General features: G+C 53.3%; 17 protein-coding genes. 4 read left to right on the forward strand and 13 right to left on the reverse strand.

Going from position 1 to position 17,047, the window contains the following annotated elements:
- Positions 1 to 88: 88 nt before the first annotated feature.
- Positions 89 to 2,329 carry a CHASE2 domain-containing protein gene (locus MED297_RS07570; protein ID WP_008043785.1) on the forward strand — a complete coding sequence of 747 codons (2,241 nt, stop codon included), beginning with the start codon at positions 89 to 91 and terminating at the stop codon, positions 2,327 to 2,329.
- 33 nt (positions 2,330 to 2,362) lie between these two features.
- Here the strand turns inward: MED297_RS07570 and gloA2 are convergent, their stop codons facing one another.
- Together gloA2 and MED297_RS07580 are read right to left on the reverse strand one after the other, a co-directional pair.
- Positions 2,363 to 2,785 (reverse strand): SMU1112c/YaeR family gloxylase I-like metalloprotein, encoded by a 423-nt coding sequence (gloA2, locus tag MED297_RS07575; protein WP_008043787.1) that lies wholly within the window; start codon positions 2,783 to 2,785, stop codon positions 2,363 to 2,365.
- Positions 2,786 to 2,799: 14 nt separating this feature from the next.
- Complete coding sequence (locus tag MED297_RS07580; RefSeq protein ID WP_008043788.1) at positions 2,800 to 3,912, reverse strand: 1-acyl-sn-glycerol-3-phosphate acyltransferase; 1,113 nt, start codon at positions 3,910 to 3,912, stop codon at positions 2,800 to 2,802.
- A gap of 393 nt (positions 3,913 to 4,305) precedes the next feature.
- Between MED297_RS07580 and MED297_RS07585 the strand changes: the two genes are divergently transcribed.
- The gene (locus MED297_RS07585) at positions 4,306 to 5,490 is read left to right on the forward strand and encodes an MFS transporter (protein WP_008043789.1); all 1,185 of its coding nucleotides are present in this window, start codon (positions 4,306 to 4,308) and stop codon (positions 5,488 to 5,490) included.
- A gap of 54 nt (positions 5,491 to 5,544) precedes the next feature.
- On the opposite strand, the gene MED297_RS07590 is transcribed toward MED297_RS07585, so the two are convergent.
- The 7 genes from MED297_RS07590 to MED297_RS07620 form a co-directional block, all read right to left on the reverse strand.
- Positions 5,545 to 6,561 carry a Fe(3+) ABC transporter substrate-binding protein gene (locus tag MED297_RS07590; RefSeq protein WP_008043795.1) on the reverse strand — a complete coding sequence of 339 codons (1,017 nt, stop codon included), beginning with the start codon at positions 6,559 to 6,561 and terminating at the stop codon, positions 5,545 to 5,547.
- Positions 6,551 to 7,540 (reverse strand): sterol desaturase family protein, encoded by a 990-nt coding sequence (locus MED297_RS07595; RefSeq protein ID WP_050762886.1) that lies wholly within the window; start codon positions 7,538 to 7,540, stop codon positions 6,551 to 6,553. The genes MED297_RS07590 and MED297_RS07595 overlap by 11 nt, the downstream gene beginning before the upstream one ends.
- A gap of 27 nt (positions 7,541 to 7,567) precedes the next feature.
- A complete protein-coding gene (locus MED297_RS07600; protein WP_040556740.1) occupies positions 7,568 to 8,959 on the reverse strand; it encodes a DUF4856 domain-containing protein in 1,392 nt (463 codons plus the stop codon).
- Positions 8,960 to 9,101: 142 nt separating this feature from the next.
- Positions 9,102 to 9,416, reverse strand: coding sequence for a hypothetical protein (locus tag MED297_RS07605; RefSeq protein WP_008043798.1), 315 nt, complete (start codon positions 9,414 to 9,416; stop codon positions 9,102 to 9,104).
- On the reverse strand, positions 9,413 to 9,814 hold the full coding sequence (locus MED297_RS07610; protein WP_008043799.1) for a YiiD C-terminal domain-containing protein: 402 nt from the start codon (positions 9,812 to 9,814) through the stop codon (positions 9,413 to 9,415). Before MED297_RS07610 ends, MED297_RS07605 begins: the two co-directional genes overlap by 4 nt.
- Positions 9,811 to 10,485 carry an HAD family hydrolase gene (locus MED297_RS07615; RefSeq protein WP_008043800.1) on the reverse strand — a complete coding sequence of 225 codons (675 nt, stop codon included), beginning with the start codon at positions 10,483 to 10,485 and terminating at the stop codon, positions 9,811 to 9,813. The genes MED297_RS07610 and MED297_RS07615 overlap by 4 nt, the downstream gene beginning before the upstream one ends.
- A 5-nt stretch (positions 10,486 to 10,490) precedes the next feature.
- Positions 10,491 to 11,192 (reverse strand): aspartate/glutamate racemase family protein, encoded by a 702-nt coding sequence (locus tag MED297_RS07620; protein ID WP_008043801.1) that lies wholly within the window; start codon positions 11,190 to 11,192, stop codon positions 10,491 to 10,493.
- Between the two features lie 84 nt (positions 11,193 to 11,276).
- On the opposite strand from MED297_RS07620, the gene pepQ reads away from it, so the two are divergent.
- Entirely contained in the window at positions 11,277 to 12,581 is a 1,305-nt protein-coding gene (pepQ, locus tag MED297_RS07625) for a Xaa-Pro dipeptidase (protein WP_008043802.1), read from the forward strand.
- On the opposite strand, the gene MED297_RS07630 is transcribed toward pepQ, so the two are convergent.
- Together MED297_RS07630 and MED297_RS07635 are read right to left on the reverse strand one after the other, a co-directional pair.
- Positions 12,570 to 13,247 (reverse strand): hypothetical protein, encoded by a 678-nt coding sequence (locus tag MED297_RS07630; protein ID WP_008043803.1) that lies wholly within the window; start codon positions 13,245 to 13,247, stop codon positions 12,570 to 12,572. The two genes, pepQ and MED297_RS07630, sit on opposite strands and share 12 nt — an antisense overlap.
- A 120-nt stretch (positions 13,248 to 13,367) precedes the next feature.
- Positions 13,368 to 14,804: an aminotransferase class V-fold PLP-dependent enzyme gene (locus MED297_RS07635; protein WP_008043804.1), complete on the reverse strand. Its 1,437-nt coding sequence runs from the start codon at positions 14,802 to 14,804 to the stop codon at positions 13,368 to 13,370.
- 120 nt (positions 14,805 to 14,924) lie between these two features.
- On the opposite strand from MED297_RS07635, the gene MED297_RS07640 reads away from it, so the two are divergent.
- Positions 14,925 to 15,386, forward strand: a complete 462-nt coding sequence (locus MED297_RS07640) for an Lrp/AsnC family transcriptional regulator (protein WP_008043805.1) — start codon at positions 14,925 to 14,927, stop codon at positions 15,384 to 15,386.
- Positions 15,387 to 15,408: 22 nt separating this feature from the next.
- On the opposite strand, the gene MED297_RS07645 is transcribed toward MED297_RS07640, so the two are convergent.
- Entirely contained in the window at positions 15,409 to 15,801 is a 393-nt protein-coding gene (locus MED297_RS07645; RefSeq protein ID WP_040556742.1) for a hypothetical protein, read from the reverse strand.
- 274 nt (positions 15,802 to 16,075) lie between these two features.
- Positions 16,076 to 16,654 carry a menaquinone-dependent protoporphyrinogen IX dehydrogenase gene (gene hemG / locus MED297_RS07650; protein WP_008043808.1) on the reverse strand — a complete coding sequence of 193 codons (579 nt, stop codon included), beginning with the start codon at positions 16,652 to 16,654 and terminating at the stop codon, positions 16,076 to 16,078.
- Between the last annotated feature and the right edge of the window lie 393 nt (positions 16,655 to 17,047).

Raw genomic sequence — 17,047 nt, forward strand, 5'->3', positions numbered from 1 at the left:
AAAAGCGTGCGTGGGAATCCCGTCGAAATCAATTTTGCGCTAACCTATCTCTTTTGTACCTGGATAATATCAACTTAAGTCGTGATCTATGCAAATAATCCGTTTGTTGAAACGCCATAGCCTGCGCTGGACCGTCGTCACACTCAGTGTGTTCATTACGCTGACGCTCGCCAGCTATCATCTGTTTCAGGCGCAAACGGATCAGAGTTCATTTATTAAGCGACTCGATTACCTCTTTTACGACTGGCGATACAACCTGCGTTTAAACGACGATCGCTTTTCCCGAGCCGAAGAATCCATTGTCATCGTGGATATTGATGAACACAGTCTGGAAATGGAAGGTCGTTGGCCCTGGTCGCGGGATAAAATTGCCAGAATGGTTGAAAACCTGGCGTCTGCAGGCGCTATCGTGGTCGGGTTCGATGTACTGATGACCGAGCCGCAGCTAAACCCGACCCGGCAGCTGCAGAAAAAGGCCATTGAAATGGGTCGGACCCGTCTGGCAGCAGAACTTGCAGGCTTTGCGTCCGAAACCGACTACGATCGTATCCTGTCCGAGAGTTTTTCCACGACCGACGTCGTTCTGTCATTCCTGTTTCACGATAACGATGCCATTCAGGTCGGAGAACTGCCCGAACCGGTCTATCAATTTACTGATGACGAATCGGATCAACTGGTGGTCATCACGGCGAATGGCTACACCGCCAATGTCCCCATCGTGCAGGATGCCGCAATGGGGGCCGGTTTCATTGTTCCTGCAATCGATGGCGACGGTGTACTGCGTGGTGCGCCCATGGTGCAGCGTTACGGGTCCGAACTCTATCCCAGCCTGGCGTTGGCGATTGGCATGGCCTACATGTTTCTGGATGAAATCGAACTGCATACTGCCGCTCTGAACCGTAATCTCAGTTATGTTTCTCAGATTGGCTTTGTCGACAAAACCATTCGTACCGATATTTATGGACGGGTTTTGGTTCCCTACCTCGGTCCTCAAGGGCAGTTTCCGTATGTATCGGCCACCGATGTGGTGAGCAACCAGATTGATCCGGAACAGTTTGAAAACGCGATCGTTCTGATTGGTACATCCTCAGTCGGGCTTGCAGACCTGCGTTCCACGCCCGTCGGTACGCAATACCCCGGAGTTGAAGTGCATGCGAACCTCCTCAACGGCTTACTGGCCGGCGTGTTCCCGTTTGAGCCGGTCGATGCCAACACCTTTACGGCGATTGTGTTGTTAGTGTTGGGCTTTTTATTTACCGCATTTTCCAATCGCTTAGGACCTTTTCAACTGACGGTGGCGACACTGGCACTTCTGTTGACGCTTGTTTCCATCAACTTATACATCTGGTTTTCGTTGAATGTTGCCTTGCCATTAGCCAGTAGTTTTATATTGACGTTAGCGCTGGGCACGCTGCACCTGTTGGAAGGTTTTCTCGGCGAACGCCGGGCCAAACAACACGTGACCTCTGTATTTGGTCAGTATGTTCCCAGTGCGCACATCGATCACATGCTGACGGCACCGGATCAATATGGTTTTCAGGGTGAAAACCGAGACATGACCGTTCTGTTTTCAGATATCCGTTCCTTTACCACCATCTCCGAAAATCTCTCCGCTGCCGAACTGAAAGATTTGCTGAATCGCTATTTTACGCCGATCACTGAAACTATCTTTCGTCATCAGGGTACCGTCGATAAATACGTCGGCGATATGGTCATGGCATTCTGGGGCGCACCGTTGAACGATTCGCAACATGCTCAACACGCAATACAAGCCTCGCTGGAAATGCAAAAGGTGGTCGCCCGTCTGAACCCGGAACTCAGAGCGCTCGGTTATCCGGAACTGACCATTGGCATCGGGATCAACTCAGGTCCGATGAACGTAGGCGACATGGGATCCAGTTTCCGTCGCGCCTATACGGTTCTCGGCGACGCGGTAAATCTCGGCAGCCGCCTTGAGAATCTGACCAAGTTTTACCACGTCGGAATTCTGGTGGGTGCTCAAACCGCTCAGAACTGTCCTGACTTGACATTCCGGTTTGTTGATCGGATTCAGGTACGGGGCAAACTCAAACCGGTGGATGTGTTTGAACCGATCGGTCCGACCAGCAAAGTCAGTAAACGTTTGAGTGAAGAACTGGCTACCTATCAGGAAGCTTACGATCTGTATCTGAACCGGGAATGGGATGCCGCACGGGCACGCTTTGAGCAACTGCTGGAAACATCGAAACGTCCGGAGCTTTACCAGATTTATCTCGACCGGATTGACATCCTGAGCTGGCAACCACTGCCCGACGATTGGGACGGTACCTTTACCCACACGCACAAATAAAACACAGGCGACGCTCAAGCGCGAGCTTCACGTTCAGCGATCGCCTTCGTGTTTATTCGCTGGTTTGGTTTCCACCAACTCTAATGGCAGCCCGTCTGGGTCCTGAAAAAAAGTAAAACGCTGACCCGTCAGCTCATCGACCCGCACCGGCTCCACCGGAACACCCAAGCCCTCGAGATAATCAATACTCTCATCCAGGTTCGCTACCTGAAACGCCAAATGTCGTAAGCCCTGAGCTTCAGGACGGGACGGTCGCGGTGGTGGAGCCGGAAAGTTGAACAGTTCAATCTGAAACCCGGGGTAAGCCAGATCCAACTTATAACTGTCGCGTGCTTCCCGATAGGTTTCCGCAATGATTTGGCCACCCAGCACATCAATGTAGAACTGCTTCGAGCGTCGATAATCCGATGCAATAACCGCAATGTGATCAACACCCGTCAGCCCTGGTAACGCCATCGTTTCGACTCCTATTACAACGGGTCTTCACCCCGACGCATTCGCATACCATTCGCATACTGCTTCAAAAGATAGGACTTCCATTCCGGACGAATGGATTCCACGCGCTGCCGAAGCTGTTCAACGTTGCTGTTGCTTTCAGGTACGGGCGTGCCGTTCAATTGCGCTTCTGCCCATTCATTGGTTTCGAACGGCCGATAGATCTGATGAATCTGCTCATCAATGGCCTGCGCTACGTCGTCGTCCGATTCAAAACTCCCATTGAGCACATTGCCAAACTCCAGGTGCACCCGCCCTTTCCAACCGGTCATGCCCCGGGCAATGGACGTCATGTCTTCATTGCGACGTTTACGGTACTCACCCGTTGTATGCTGCGCATGTAACTCACGCGCTTTGGCCACATCCAATGGATCAAGCTCGTAGCTGATCGCAACAGGAACGATATTGAGTTCGTTAATGTAGTCGGAATAGTCACGGGTTTTAGGTCGGCTCAGACTGAACATTCCAATGACCGCGGGATTGGTTCGGTCATAGCCATCCTTTGCACGACCTTCACGCTGTGCGATCCATATATTCGCGTTTTCTTCCAGAATGGAAAAATGGATGTACCGCGACAACTCCAGAGCTGCCTTATACTTCGCTTTCATCCCTTTCACGCTGCGCTTAACAATAAAGCTTTTATTCAAACGCATCAGGTTGGAAGAAAAGGGTCGCGACAAGAGGTTATCACCGATGGCGATACGAACGGTCTGAAAACCATTCTGGTGCAATGCCCAGTTCACCATGGCCGGGTCCATGACAATGTCCCGATGATTGGACACAAACAGATAGGCTTTGTTTTTATCCAAACGCTCCAACCCATGGACGGAGAACTCTTCAACTGAGCGCTTTAACAACCGGGCAACAAAGGGAGCGAGTTTCATCTGAAACGCTTCAATAGTTTTCACCCGACCGACATACAGGGTCAACGCCAATCGAACCAATGGCCGAATAAGCCAGGGAGCCTTTCGATTCAAGCCAGGGGCTAACCAAGCCGAAAGGGCTTTAGCAAACTCCGGATCTTTCAAGGTCGCTTTTAATACCGGACGGACTTCGTCATCGGTAAAGGGTCGAATATCGTCAAACACAATCAGGTCGCTGAATAGAAGTGTTGTGCAAATTTATAGCATTTCGGCGATTTTTTCAGCCAAATTAGCGACAACCGATGACCTTTCAAATCAGTTATGCGCCAGTCTCACAAACAACCGCCTTGTCTTACGATGAAAAAAACGTTGCGCCAATCATCGGTTTGTGTTCGACTAAACCCGTTACTCAACCTACGAAACAGCCAAATTATGACTTTTCAGCTAACCACTCAATGCATGCTAGAGATTGTGATGTATTCATCGCAAGGTGGGGCTGTGCTGTTCGTCTGAGAAAAACCAGATATCCAGAAAACCCCGCCAATCGAAAGATTCGCGGGGTTTTTCGTTTTCTGGGGTTACAAAAAACATGGCAGTCAACACAAAAAGGAGACCAACATGCCACCCGGGCAACCCTGGCAACGCAATCTTACGCTGATGAACGTCATCTCATTTGCGCGCACCTTTCTGATCATCATGCCGGTCTTTGTGCCGCTCATGGAAAGCTATGGGCTGAACATGCAACAGACCATGCTACTGCAATCGGTATTCGCTGGAACCACGCTCATTCTTGAACTGCCCTCGGGTTATGTGGCGGATGTGTTTGGCCGGAAAAATACGTTGATGGTCGGCTATCTGCTGGCCGGTGCCGGGTTCAGTCAGATTGTCTGGGCAGAAACATTTTGGTCTCTGGTTTTGTTTGAGTTCACCCTGGGTTGCGCGATGTCCCTGGTCAGTGGCAGCGATACAGCCCTGGTTTTCGAGTCGGAAAAAGCTTTGTCTTCAGAGCAGAACTACGGCGCCATTGGCCGCATGCTCAGCTGGATGAACTTTGGTGAAGGCACGGCCGCCCTCTGTGCCTTCTTCCTGGTCGCCTGGGATCTCCGATTAATTTTGTGGGTTCAGGCGATCGTCGGATGGGTCCCGTTTATATTGAGTTTCGCTTTAACCGAACCGGCCCGTTCTGATCAGATAGAACTGAAACGAACGACCCACGGAGCCTGGCGTGCTTTTCGCCTGTCTCCGGTGACCTTATTGGTTACCTTGGTATTTGTTGCCTGCATGAGTACGACCTATCTGGCCACTTGGCTGAATCAAAGTCTGTGGCAGCGGCATCAACTGCCTCTGGAAACGTTTGGATTAATCTGGGGTTTGTTCAGCATGACCGTGGCCATTGCTTCACGCTACAGTGACCGGTTACCGACGCGACTGGCAGGCTTCGGTGCCTTCGGTTTGTTGTCCATCGTTGTGACTATCGCCTGGGTGGCGTTAATCAGCAGGTCATTGGCAATCATCATCGCCGGTGGTTTCCTGATGGCGGTTTTCCGGGGACTGGTGGCACCACGATTGAAAGTTGCAATCAATCAGAGCATCGACAACGTTTATCGCGCCACCGTGAACTCGATCGTTGCCTCGTTTTTCCGCATTGCGACTTTTTTTCTCGGTCCGTTAATGGGAATGGCCGTTGATATTTACGATGCAGACGTTGCGGCCATGTTCCTGGTCGTACTGATCGTGCCGGCCATTCTGGGCCTGTGGTATCTCGACCAGTATCTGGAAACGTCGTCTGCTCAAAACAGCTAACGTCGATGATGGGCCGTTCATACCCGGCCCGCCATCGCTTCCTTTACTTGCTGTTTATCGCCAGCCTGCGCGGTCCATAAGTTCGACGGCCTCGCGATTGTTTTCGCCCAACACGGTCAGGTTCAGCGAATCGATTTTCGGCGATCCATACTGGGCCAGATGCTCGGGAATCTCGGCCGTATCCACCACGGGGTATTCGTTATTAACATGGGCATACCAGCTTTGCGCATCGTCGCTGACCAGAAATTCCAGCAGCAAAATGGCGTTATCGCGGTTAGGTGCCGCTTTGGTTACGCCGGCACCGCTGACATTCATATGAACACCGCGGCCGTCCTGATTCATCCAAGCCAACCCGATATTTTCCGCCGCCGCCAGTTCGCGCTCATTGTCACTGGTCAGCAGACGGCCGAAGTAATAGGTGTTCACAAACGTCAGGTCACACAAACCAGCAGCTAACGCCAGGAGTTGGTCGGTATCGCCACCGGCTGGCGGACGGGCCATATTAGCTACAACGCCTTCAGCCCAGTTTTCAGTAGCGTCAATACCATTATGTTCGATTAACGAAGCCACCAACGATTGGTTATAGATGTTATCGGATGAACGCACACAAATACGCCCGCGCCATTGTTCATCGGCCAGTTGTTCGTAGCTTTGGATTTCACCATCGGCCACCGTATTCTTGTTATAAAAAACAGTACGAGCACGCTGAGATAACCCAAACCAGAAATTATCAGCGTCCTGAAGGTTTGCAGGAACGCGAGCTTCAAGTACGTCGGATTCAATCGGTTGCAGAACCTCAGCCATCTTAGCCCGATACAGTCGGCCCGCATCGACCGTGACAAACACATCGGCCTTGCTGTACTGCCCTTCCAGTTCCAGGCGCTTCAACAGCGTATCGGCCGAGCCTGTCACCAGATTGACTTTAATACCCGTCTGCTCCGAAAACTGATCCAGTAACGGCTTAATCAACGCTTCTTTACGTGCGCTGTAAACCGAAACCTGTTCCGCCGCTGTGGCGGTCAAACCTACCGATGTCAGCACCAGAGCACCGACCCATTGCTTAAAGTTCATGTTGTAACCCTTTTTCAGAAAACTTTTTAAACTTACCGCGCTGATGAATGCGCCGACGAATCGCACTTACTATTCGTTCAAAAGGATGCAAGAGCAACCGTCCGAGTTGATGTTCATCAGGTAATTGGTCATTCACCCCGACGGGGATCGGCGACCGGTCGCTGACGTGCCAGGTACCAAAACATCGATCCCAACAGGCCAGCACTACACCCATGTTTTTGTCATAGTGCTCAGGTAAGCGCGAATGGTGTAATTGGTGCTGTGCCGGAGACAACAACCAGCGCTCCAGCCAAGCCGGGTACCAGATGGGTACCGGTGAATGTCGCAAATTACTGCCAAACGCATGAAAGACAAAAACAAACACATTCGCGCCCATGATCGTCTGCAACTGCAGATCATTGCCGAACAACCATAACGCGCAGGCGACCACCGTGCCTTGCACCAGAACGGATCGGAAAGTGAACAACACGCCTTCCACCGGATGCGTCCGCAGTACCGTCATAGGATTAAGCACTTCAGCGCTGTGATGCACCCGATGAAACGCCCACAAAAAGGACACGCGATGCATCAGCAAATGCACCCAGAATCGACTGAAATCATCGATTACAAACAACACCAGCGTAAACAGTAAGGCGCGCCCGAGTGGCGGAACCGAAGACGCTAACACTCCGGCGGAGTTGACCTGCCCGATCAAAAACAGATACACCCCGAGCGCCACCGCCGATTGCGTTAACAGGTTTGGCCGCAGCCAGAAAAACAAAACTTTGTTGATGATGAAGAGTTTCAGATCAGCGCGAGCGCTGGCCGAAAACCACACGTCACGCTGCCACAAGCGTGGCAAAGTTGGGTGTCTTAACGACCACAACCACGCGAGAAAAACCGCACTGGCCAAATAACCCCAGAACAGCCGTTTACGCGGATCAGTGAACTCACCGACCCACTCCGACAGACTGAACGGACCCATTAACGATTCCAGCACGGTATTTCCGGTTCCTCAAGCAAACGGTCAGTCGTTTTCGACCGAACCACCTGAGTTCAACTGTTCCAACAGCTCGGTCATGCTTGCCGTGACATCGTTGGATTTCGCCTGCAGGTCAAAGTTGGCGGCCAGTAAGGCTTGTACCCGCACCATATCGGCCTGATATTCCGCCAGCGTCTTGGTTTTACGCTGAACCATTTCGCCATCGGCATCAATACCAACGACCTGGCTGTCGCCTGGCAGTACCGGGCTGAACCCGATCAGAGAGTTCAACTCAAATGCGGTTTCGCCCAGATCACGACCACCGACCTGTAACGCCATGGCAAAGCCTTTCAGCTCACCCCAATGTTTGGCGTACGTCCGATAGGCCTCGGCTGCATTACCGTCCGCTTCGAGGATGATGTTCAGTTTCTCGATATCTGAATAGGTTGAGCCAGCGTATTTAAAGGCCGCTTCAGCCAAAACCAGCTCCCAGTTAGCCGCGATCACGTCGGCGTAATCGTACAGTTTATTACGCTCACGCTTAGACAGCGTGTCGCCTTTTGCTTTACGGATAACGTCACGACCATCGTAAAACGCCTGCGCGATGGTGTGCAGATAGTTGGTCTTGCCGCCCTTGTCGAAACCCGCAGCATAATAAGCATGGGCATAGGCCATCTCACCGTGCAGATCCACCGAGCCATTGCCATTCACATCGGCACGCTCGGCGATATCGGCATTTTTCTTGGCAATGTCATAAACGTCTTGCGCGCTCATATTCAGCACGTCCGCTGGCGCGCCAAAGTAACCAAAGGCTTCATCCCAAACGTGTTCTTTGCCGGTGTAGGCCGCACCATCGCTGTAAGCTTGGTCATTTGGCTTGACGTCTTCGGCCAGCAGTTCGTCCAGATAATTATCGACGGCCTGGTTGTAGAACACCGCCCCCATGGCAAATTTTGAAATCAGCTGTTGGTAATCGTGACCGGTCACCGGATCGAAGCCACCTTCCGTGCGGGCTGCCCGGGCAATCATATCCGCCAGCACCTGCTCGCCATTGAGGTATCCCGGCCAAGCGGGTACCGCACCTTTGTAGGCTTTATCAGCCAGGTTTTTGCCGCCGGAGATGGCGCTGACTACATCGGGAGTCACTTCAAACCCGGCGCTACTGACGGGACTTAACACAGCACGATCGGTGCCGGTTTCAGAAAAATAACGATTCATCAGTTCCAGGTTGGCCGCTTCATCGCCGAAGGAAACCTGACCAACTGCCGCCTTCAGACTGTCATGAAGCACATGGCGGGCACTTTGACCGGTATAGGACACCGACGATTCTTTATCTCCCTCGTAATCTTTCAGCGTCACTGGGAAATCCAGATAGGAATCGGCCGCAGCCTGTGCCGCGAACAGTGCAATCATTGACGTCAGTATTGTTTTCTTCATAAAGCGAATGCGTCCTTTTAAGTTGAGACTGGCGTAAATTTCGGCTCATTTTAGTTGAATGGGAATCTATTGCAATCACAAATGAGAATAATTATCACAGGATGAGCATTGTATTCAGGAGGTTAGGACAACAGGTCCGCGCTCAGGTCAGGGTCCAGGTCAGATTCGGCTGATGGGTAGCCATGCGCAATGGACCCAACGCCGATTCAATGGTGTCGGCCCCGGTCAGCAATGCAAAGACGGCATCATCTTCATGAAGGGCTAGCTCAAGGGTTTGATCATCGGCCAGAAAGGCCGCCAAGGAAGGATGGTCTGACGCCCGGTAGCGGGTCCAGGCGCGAAGAAAACGGTCTTGAACGTCCTTTGCTACAACAAACTCGAGGTCACCGTGCTGGCGAATCCAGGACAGCTGTACGGTCGGTTGAATCAGCAGCCGATTGGCCGGCACCACTCTCATTGGGTCAGTATTCGATAGTCGCCGGTCAGTTCACTGACCGTATTGGCGTCGTCATCGACCGCCACTACACGGATGTTTGCCCGCCAATGCCCACTGGGGCGCTGATCCGGAGCCGCGAGAAACTCAGCCGTGATGGTAACGTTCGAGTAGGCTGCCTTGGGGTAGCTTACTTGGGCATCTTTTACCGCCACCTTATCGCCCAACCCTTGCGCGTTCGCCCATTGGCTGGCCAGATACCAGCCGGCCAACACAAGGCCACTGTACTGACTCCCCGCAAACAAGGTTCCCTTGTCGTTTCGGTTGCCGGCTAAAGGCACGTGAAACACGACCCGCTCAGGCTGAGCGGTGACCAGCTCAATACCCAGTTTGGATAACGGCTCAATGGCTTCCAGGTTCATACCCAGTCGCCCTGATTCTGTGTCTGAAACCAGCCGGGGAAAGATTCCAGCGAATCCAGTGCTTCGTAGATTTCGTCGGTCCATTCCGGATCGGTATCGACCAGATCCGGCACATGGACCACGGCACACCCAGCGGCAATCGCCGCCCGGACGCCATTGGGGCTGTCTTCAATCACGAGGGCTCGGTTCGGTGAGACGTCCAGGCGCTGACAGGCCGTCAGGTAGGGTTCCGGATGCGGCTTGCCCTGAGTCACCTGGTCACCACCCACCAGACCATCGAAATACTCCATTAACGAAAACAGGTTCAGCTTGTGTGTGGCGGTTTCGGTTCCGGTACTGGTCACCACCATTTGTGGCAAACCCATGGCCCGGATACTGTCGAGCGACTCGGCAACGCCGGGCTTCAACGCCAGATCGGTCTTCATCCGGGCCCGATACAGTTTTTCAACCTGCTCGTAGATGTCTTCGGCTTCACCATCGGCCGGAAAAGCGGAACGGTACGTCGACACAATCGAGGCTCGGTTCATACCAATGGTGCTTTTGTAAAAGGCGGCAGGATCGTCCATCCCGCCTTTGCTGTTAATCACATCGACAAAGGCATCCATGACCAAGCGTTCAGAATCAACCAGAACGCCATCCATATCCCACAGTACTGCTTCGATAATCGCCAACCTGCTTACCCTTCTCCATTCAGCATCCACTGAACAGCTTGCTGTGCGTGAATGCGCGTTGTATCAATTAATGGGACCTCTGTCACCTCTTCTGTCAGCAACAGTGTTATTTCGGTGCAACCGAGTATGACGGCTTCTGCGCCACGCGACTGCAATCGCTGCGCGATCTCCACATAGCGTGCCTGCGAGTCGGCATTTTGCTTTCCAAGGCACAGTTCGTTGTAAATGATCCGGTGCACATCGGCCCGCTCGTCTGGTTCAGGAATGAGGACGTCCAGTCCATATTTTTCAGTCAGCCGAGCACGATAAAAATCCTGCTCCATGGTAAAGGCCGTCCCCAACAGGGCCACGCGTTGCCGCCCCTGTTGCACAATGACATCGGCCGTACAGTCGGCAATGTGCAGCAATGGCAACTGACTTTCCTGGGTGATCTGATCCGCCACCTTGTGCATGGTGTTGGTGGCAATAACCAAGCCCTCAGCACCGGCAGCTTTGAGCTCCACCGCGCGCTGCGCCAGGGTGCGCCCGGCCTCATCCCACTGGCCCTGATCCTGCAACCGTTCGATCTGGTGAAAGTCGACTGAGCTGACCAGCAGATCGGCCGAATGCAGGCCACCCATTGCCTCTCGAACGCCTTCATTGATCCATTGATAATAAAGGGCGGTACTCTCCCAGCTCATGCCACCGAGCAAACCCAGTCGTCGCATTCTGTCACCTCGTCTTAAATTGTCGCGTCTAACCTCAGCGTTTACACTGATCGACATCATCGTCATTACTGCGGGAAGCTTACCATGTCACTTTACCATCGCCACTTGCAAACCCTGGTTGAGCGCTTCAACCATGCCTGCGAAGCCTTTGAGCTGGACGCGATTCTGCTCTACAGCGGCTGGCCACTGGCGTACCCGTACGATGACATGACCTACCCTTTTCGCCCCTTCCCCATGGTGCAGCAATGGTTACCCTATTTACCGACCCCGGACACCTGGGTGCTGTTTTCGGTGAACCAAGGCTTGTCGTTACACTGGCCCGAACAACAGGATTTCTGGCACGTCAGCCCATCGGCACCCAAGGGCGATTGGACGCGCGACTGGAACATACAAGCCAATGGCGATCTGAGCTGGCTGAACACACTGAAAGGCAATGTCGCCGTGCTTGCACCCTACCCGGAGCAGTTAGACCTGCCCATAGCGGCGCAGATCAACCCCACCGATCTGATGCATTGGCTGAATTATGATCGTGCTGTTAAGACGGAATGGGAAATTGACCAGATGCGGCAAGCAAATGATGCTGCCGCGCGTGGTCACAAGGCCGCGGCGCAGGCATTCCATCAAGGGCTCAGTGAATATGAAATTCATCTGGCCTACCTGCAAGCCAGTCATCAACAACAGGTGCAGGAGCCTTACAGTGCAATTGTGGCCCTGAATGAGCGGGCGGCCACCTTACATTACGAGCAAAAGCAAACCGTTGCATCCAGTGGTCACCGCACCCTGTTGATAGACGCTGGCGCGCAAACGCTGGGTTACGCCAGTGACATCACCCGCACCACAACCCCGGACGGCACGCTGTTCGCCACACTGGTTTCCGATATGGACAGGCTGCAACAGGAACTGGTGGCCGCCTGCACCGTGGACACCCATTATCAGCAGGTTCACGAGCTGGCGTTACAGAAAACCGCTGAGCTGCTGCACCGTCATCAGCTGTGCACATTGAGCCCGGAGGCGCAATTAGCGAAGCGGATACCGCAAACCTTTTTCCCACATGGTATCGGCCATCTGCTCGGACTTCAGGTTCATGACATTGGCGGGTTTCAGCAGGATCGGGATGGCACCATGGCGCCAAGACCGGAGCACGCACCGTTCCTGCGTTTGCTGCGACCCTTACAGGATGGCATGACTCTCACGATTGAACCGGGCCTGTATTTCATCCCTATGTTGTTGGAAAAAATGATCGCCGGGACACCCGACCACGGTTGCGACCTCGACCTGATCGACAGCCTGAAGCCCTTTGGCGGCATCCGCATTGAAGACAACGTTCTGGTGCGACAGGAAGGACCTTTGAACCTGACCCGCGCCGCTTTCGACAACTTACCGCGTTGAGCTCAGCGGGCCGACGACCGGATAGGCAATATTGCCCCAATCTTCGTCGCCGGCCTGCAGCATAATGCTGATCATGATCGGCAACAGAGTCCCGAGCAGACCGGCCCCGTCGGTCACCTGCTCACGATTCACCCGCCCTTGATAAGTCGCCCCACCGAAGATCAACTGGTTACGCAGGACAAACAAACGATCGAGCACAATGGAACACAACTCCGTTACGCGGCCACGCGACAAGGCATTTAAAGCGGCCAATGACGACTGATCGAACTGTCGCTGCCAGGCATCGTTGCCTTCGCGCTGACTGACCCAGAACGGGTGAAACACATAAGGGTTACGGATCAGCGCTTTGACATGCGTTGAATACTCTTCCCACAGGCAGGAGTAGATACGGTTGCCATGGTCATGCTTGACCAGATTGCCGACAAACCGCAGAAACTGTTCGTGGTCTTCGAGCGGCGCATCGCCCTGCTGATCGATGGAACAACAGGCACTGAAGGCGATCCAGAGCGCAATAAACTCCATGTCATCGTTCACGGCGTCTTCAGCCGCCTGCAACCAACTGATGGCCCGATGCAACCGGGTCGCCAGATCGTCCGGCAAGGCCGGATCGGCCGATTTCAATTGCTGCTTCAAATGCTGAGCGGTGCTGCTGGTCAGATCCTTCATGATGGGCTCTCAATGTCGCGGTGCCCCGTTTATATCATTGCCGGCAGGCAATCACCACCGATTGCTCTCGGCTAAGCGATTGACGGTTCGGTGGTGAAATCAGACATATCGAAAGGACCGTTAAGTCGTCAGCAAGGGCGCAAACAAAGCATCATCTTCACGGCTGGCCTGCGGCAACCCGACGTCGGCACCCGCGCTGTTCGCCTCAACAATGGCTTCCAGTGCATCGGCAATCCGATCGATATCCCGACGGGTCATCGACGGATGCAGGCTGATCCGCACCCAGCCGGGTTTATTGTCCTGATGATCGTCGTCGAGTTGATCGGTAATCCGATGCGAGGTGCAGTAATCAATACCCAGCAAGTAATGCCCATAAGTACCGGCACAGGCACAACCGCCCCGGGTTTCAATACCGTACTGACGGCTCAGGGTCTGCACCACCGTGCGATAATCCATCCCTTCCACCACCAGCGAAAACACACTCAACCGATGGCGGTGCTGATCGGACAACACTGTGATACCTGCCATTGAAGACAACCGCCGAAAGAAATGCGCGTTCAGTTCGGCTTCTCGCTGACGTATACGCTCCACACCCATCTCTTCTTTCAATTGCAGGGCCATGGCGGTTTTCAACGTCTGCAGAATACCGGGCGTTCCGCCGGACTCGCGGGCTTCGATGTCGGCCACGTAGCGATGCTCACCCCAGGGATTGGTCCATACGACCGTACCGCCACCCGGCTGCTCAGGCACCCGGTTGTCGTAAAGCTCGGCATTAAACACCAACACGCCTTCACTGCCCGGGCCGCCAAGAAACTTATGCGGCGAGAAGTAAATGGCGTCTAACCAATCGTCCGCTGACGCGTGCATGTCGATATCGACATAAGGCGCCGCCGCGGCGTAATCGACAAAACAATAACCGCCGACATCGTGCAGCAGCCGGGCAATGGCCTTCACCGGCGTCAAAATGCCGGTGACATTCGACGCGGCCGTGACGGAGGCAAACTTCAGCGACCGATGCTGTTCCCTGGCCAGATCCTCCGCCAGCCAGGCCAGGTCAATGTCATCGCCGGGCAGCGCCGGAATAATGCGCACTTCCGCCAGCGATTCCAGCCACATGGTTTGATTGCTGTGATGTTCCCGGTGCGTAATGTACACCAAGGGCCGATCATTCAACTCGTGCAAAACCGCCTCGCGATGACGCTCATGCACCCACAACCCCAGTATGCGCAGAAACTTAGCCAGCGCTCCGGTCATACCGCTGCCACTGGTCAGCAACACATCGGACGCCTGCGCATTCACGTGTTGTTTAATGCGCTGCCGCGCAGTCTCCAACCACTGTGTCATCTGCGCACCGGTGACACTGTCTTCGGTATGGGTATTGGCCATCATGCCGCCCGCCATTGCCATTAACCGGTCTTCAATCGGGCGATAGAGTCGACCGCTGGCCGTCCAGTCGGCGTACAGTCGATCATCTTCCGACGTGACCACCTGACGGCGCACGTCCGCCCAGAAGGCTTCGGTGGCCGGTTCGGTAATGGGTTGTCGGGCGTAAGTCATCACAAGATCTCCAGGCTGTGTTGTTTAGAGAAGTCTAATGGGTGACAGACACAAAGGTTTTGCTTAATATTTCCCAATATCGCCAATACGTGGAATATTTTTCCAGGATTAACATTGAATATGGAAAATCTATACGACTCGACCGATCGCCAGATTCTCGATCTGCTGCAACACGACGCCACCCTGTCGGTTCAGGAGATTGCCGACCGGATTAACCTGACCGTCAGCCCTTGCTGGCGCCGCATCCAAAACCTCGAACAGAAAGGCTTTATTGAACGACGGGTGGCGCTGTTGAACCGGGAAAAGCTGTCGTTGGGCATTGATGTGTTTGTGTTCATTAAAACCAACGAACACAACGACCACTGGCTGCAAACCTTCAGTGATGCCTTAAGCGAGTTACCGGAAGTCTGCGAAGCGTATCGCATGAGTGGTGACGTCGATTACCTGCTGCGCGTGGTTGTGCAGAATATTGAAGACTACGACGCCTTTTACAAACGCCTGGTGAGTAAAGTGAGGTTGTCGGATGTCAGCTCCAGCTTTGCCATGGAACGGATGAAATACACCACCGCCCTGCCGTTATGACGTGCTAAAACACGCTTTTCTATCAAAGCTCAGGCTGTACCACCGTATTGATGAGTGATTGAGGATCAAGAAAGTCACTGTCCAGAAAAAACACGCGTCCCTCTACGCTGACAAACACAAAGGTTTTGCCATCGCTCTCTGCGTAATAAAAGCGACTACCGTCGATTTGTTTCGTGCCATGAGGGACGTCTTTAACATAAAAGAAAGTCAAAGCATGCACCCAGTCGTCGGCGCAGCCTTCATCTATATCATTGAATGCCTGTTCCAACAGCTGAACGGCTTGGCATTGCGCCTCATCAAAAAAGCCATCCGCCAAAGCATCCGTAATACCGACATAGCGTTCGCCTTTCACCTTGCTGTACTTAACGATGAGCGAATTGTTTGATGACACCACGGCCAACGGGTTCATTGGCATCCGGAACTCCTGACCATTTAAAAACGCTCTAAGTTCTTGGGCCTGTGGTGCCGAAGCCAGGAAAAGAAAAGTTAAGATTGCAATCAGTCGCACGGTTGCGGTCCTTCGTGTTGACAGTGGTTGTTAACGAAGCCGGCATGGCTTCCAATTCGTGACCACCATGCATTATTTCGAGTGCAATGCCAACGGGAACCAGGAAAGGTGTAGACAATGTTCGGGACATAAAAAAGCCGGGCTTGCGCCCGGCTCGCTTACGACTCCAATCGTTTCCGAATCAACTGACCTGAAGATCAGCCCCCTGCGTCATAACCGATTTTGGTCGGTAATGACTCGGGTTTAACCCGGAAATGGTTTTGGAAAAACGTTTCACTTCACCCCAGTTGGTGTATTCGATGGTGCTTTTACCATCGGCACAACCCCCGGTGATTTTCATGATGAAGCGGATCATCTGTTTATCGACAAACCGATACTGCGGATACGCCAATCGGCCGGCAAAAATAGCCAATTGATCGGGCATCCACCCTGTCGCCCGCAAAAACTTCTGTACGTATGGGCTGTTCGCCGGATCGTCTTTGCCCGGTTTTCTCGCTGTCAGATTGACACAGAAAAACGCGCTTTGAATATCATTCAGCCAATCGGTGTACTGACTGATCACCTGCTGGACAGAGCGATTAAAATGCCCGTACCGAATCGATGCACCGATGACCACAGTATCGACATCGGTCGCTCCGACAAACGATTCAAACGCCTCAAACGGATGGACTTCTACTTCACCGACCCAGTCCCGGGCAATTGCCTCGGCGACCTTTTTGGTGTGACCGTCTGTTGTCGCGTAAAAAATCAAAGATTTCATGGCCTAACCTCCAGTTGGTTGGCCACAGTGTACGGGTCTGACTTCGTGATAATTTGATCTGAAGCAAGCCACACACTCCCCTGAAATCACCACAGTGCTTCACCGCTGTAAAGCCTTCTTTACCAAGTAAGAAACCCACCGCTTGGTAAGAGCGAGCCTGCTCGCGAACAATCGGCTAACCACATGCCACATGACCTGCACCCGGCACCGCCCCAAGTAAGAGCGAGCCTGCTCGCGATCAGATTGGCTAACCACACGCCATATGACTTGCACCCGGCTCCGCCCCAAGTAAGAGCGAGCCTGCTCGCGAACAATCGGCTAACCACAAGCCACATGACCTGCACCCGGCACCACCCCAAGTAAGAGCGAGCCTGCTCGCGATCAGTCGGCTAA

Source organism: Reinekea blandensis MED297 (assembly GCF_000153185.1).
Lineage (GTDB): Bacteria > Pseudomonadota > Gammaproteobacteria > Pseudomonadales > Natronospirillaceae > Reinekea > Reinekea blandensis.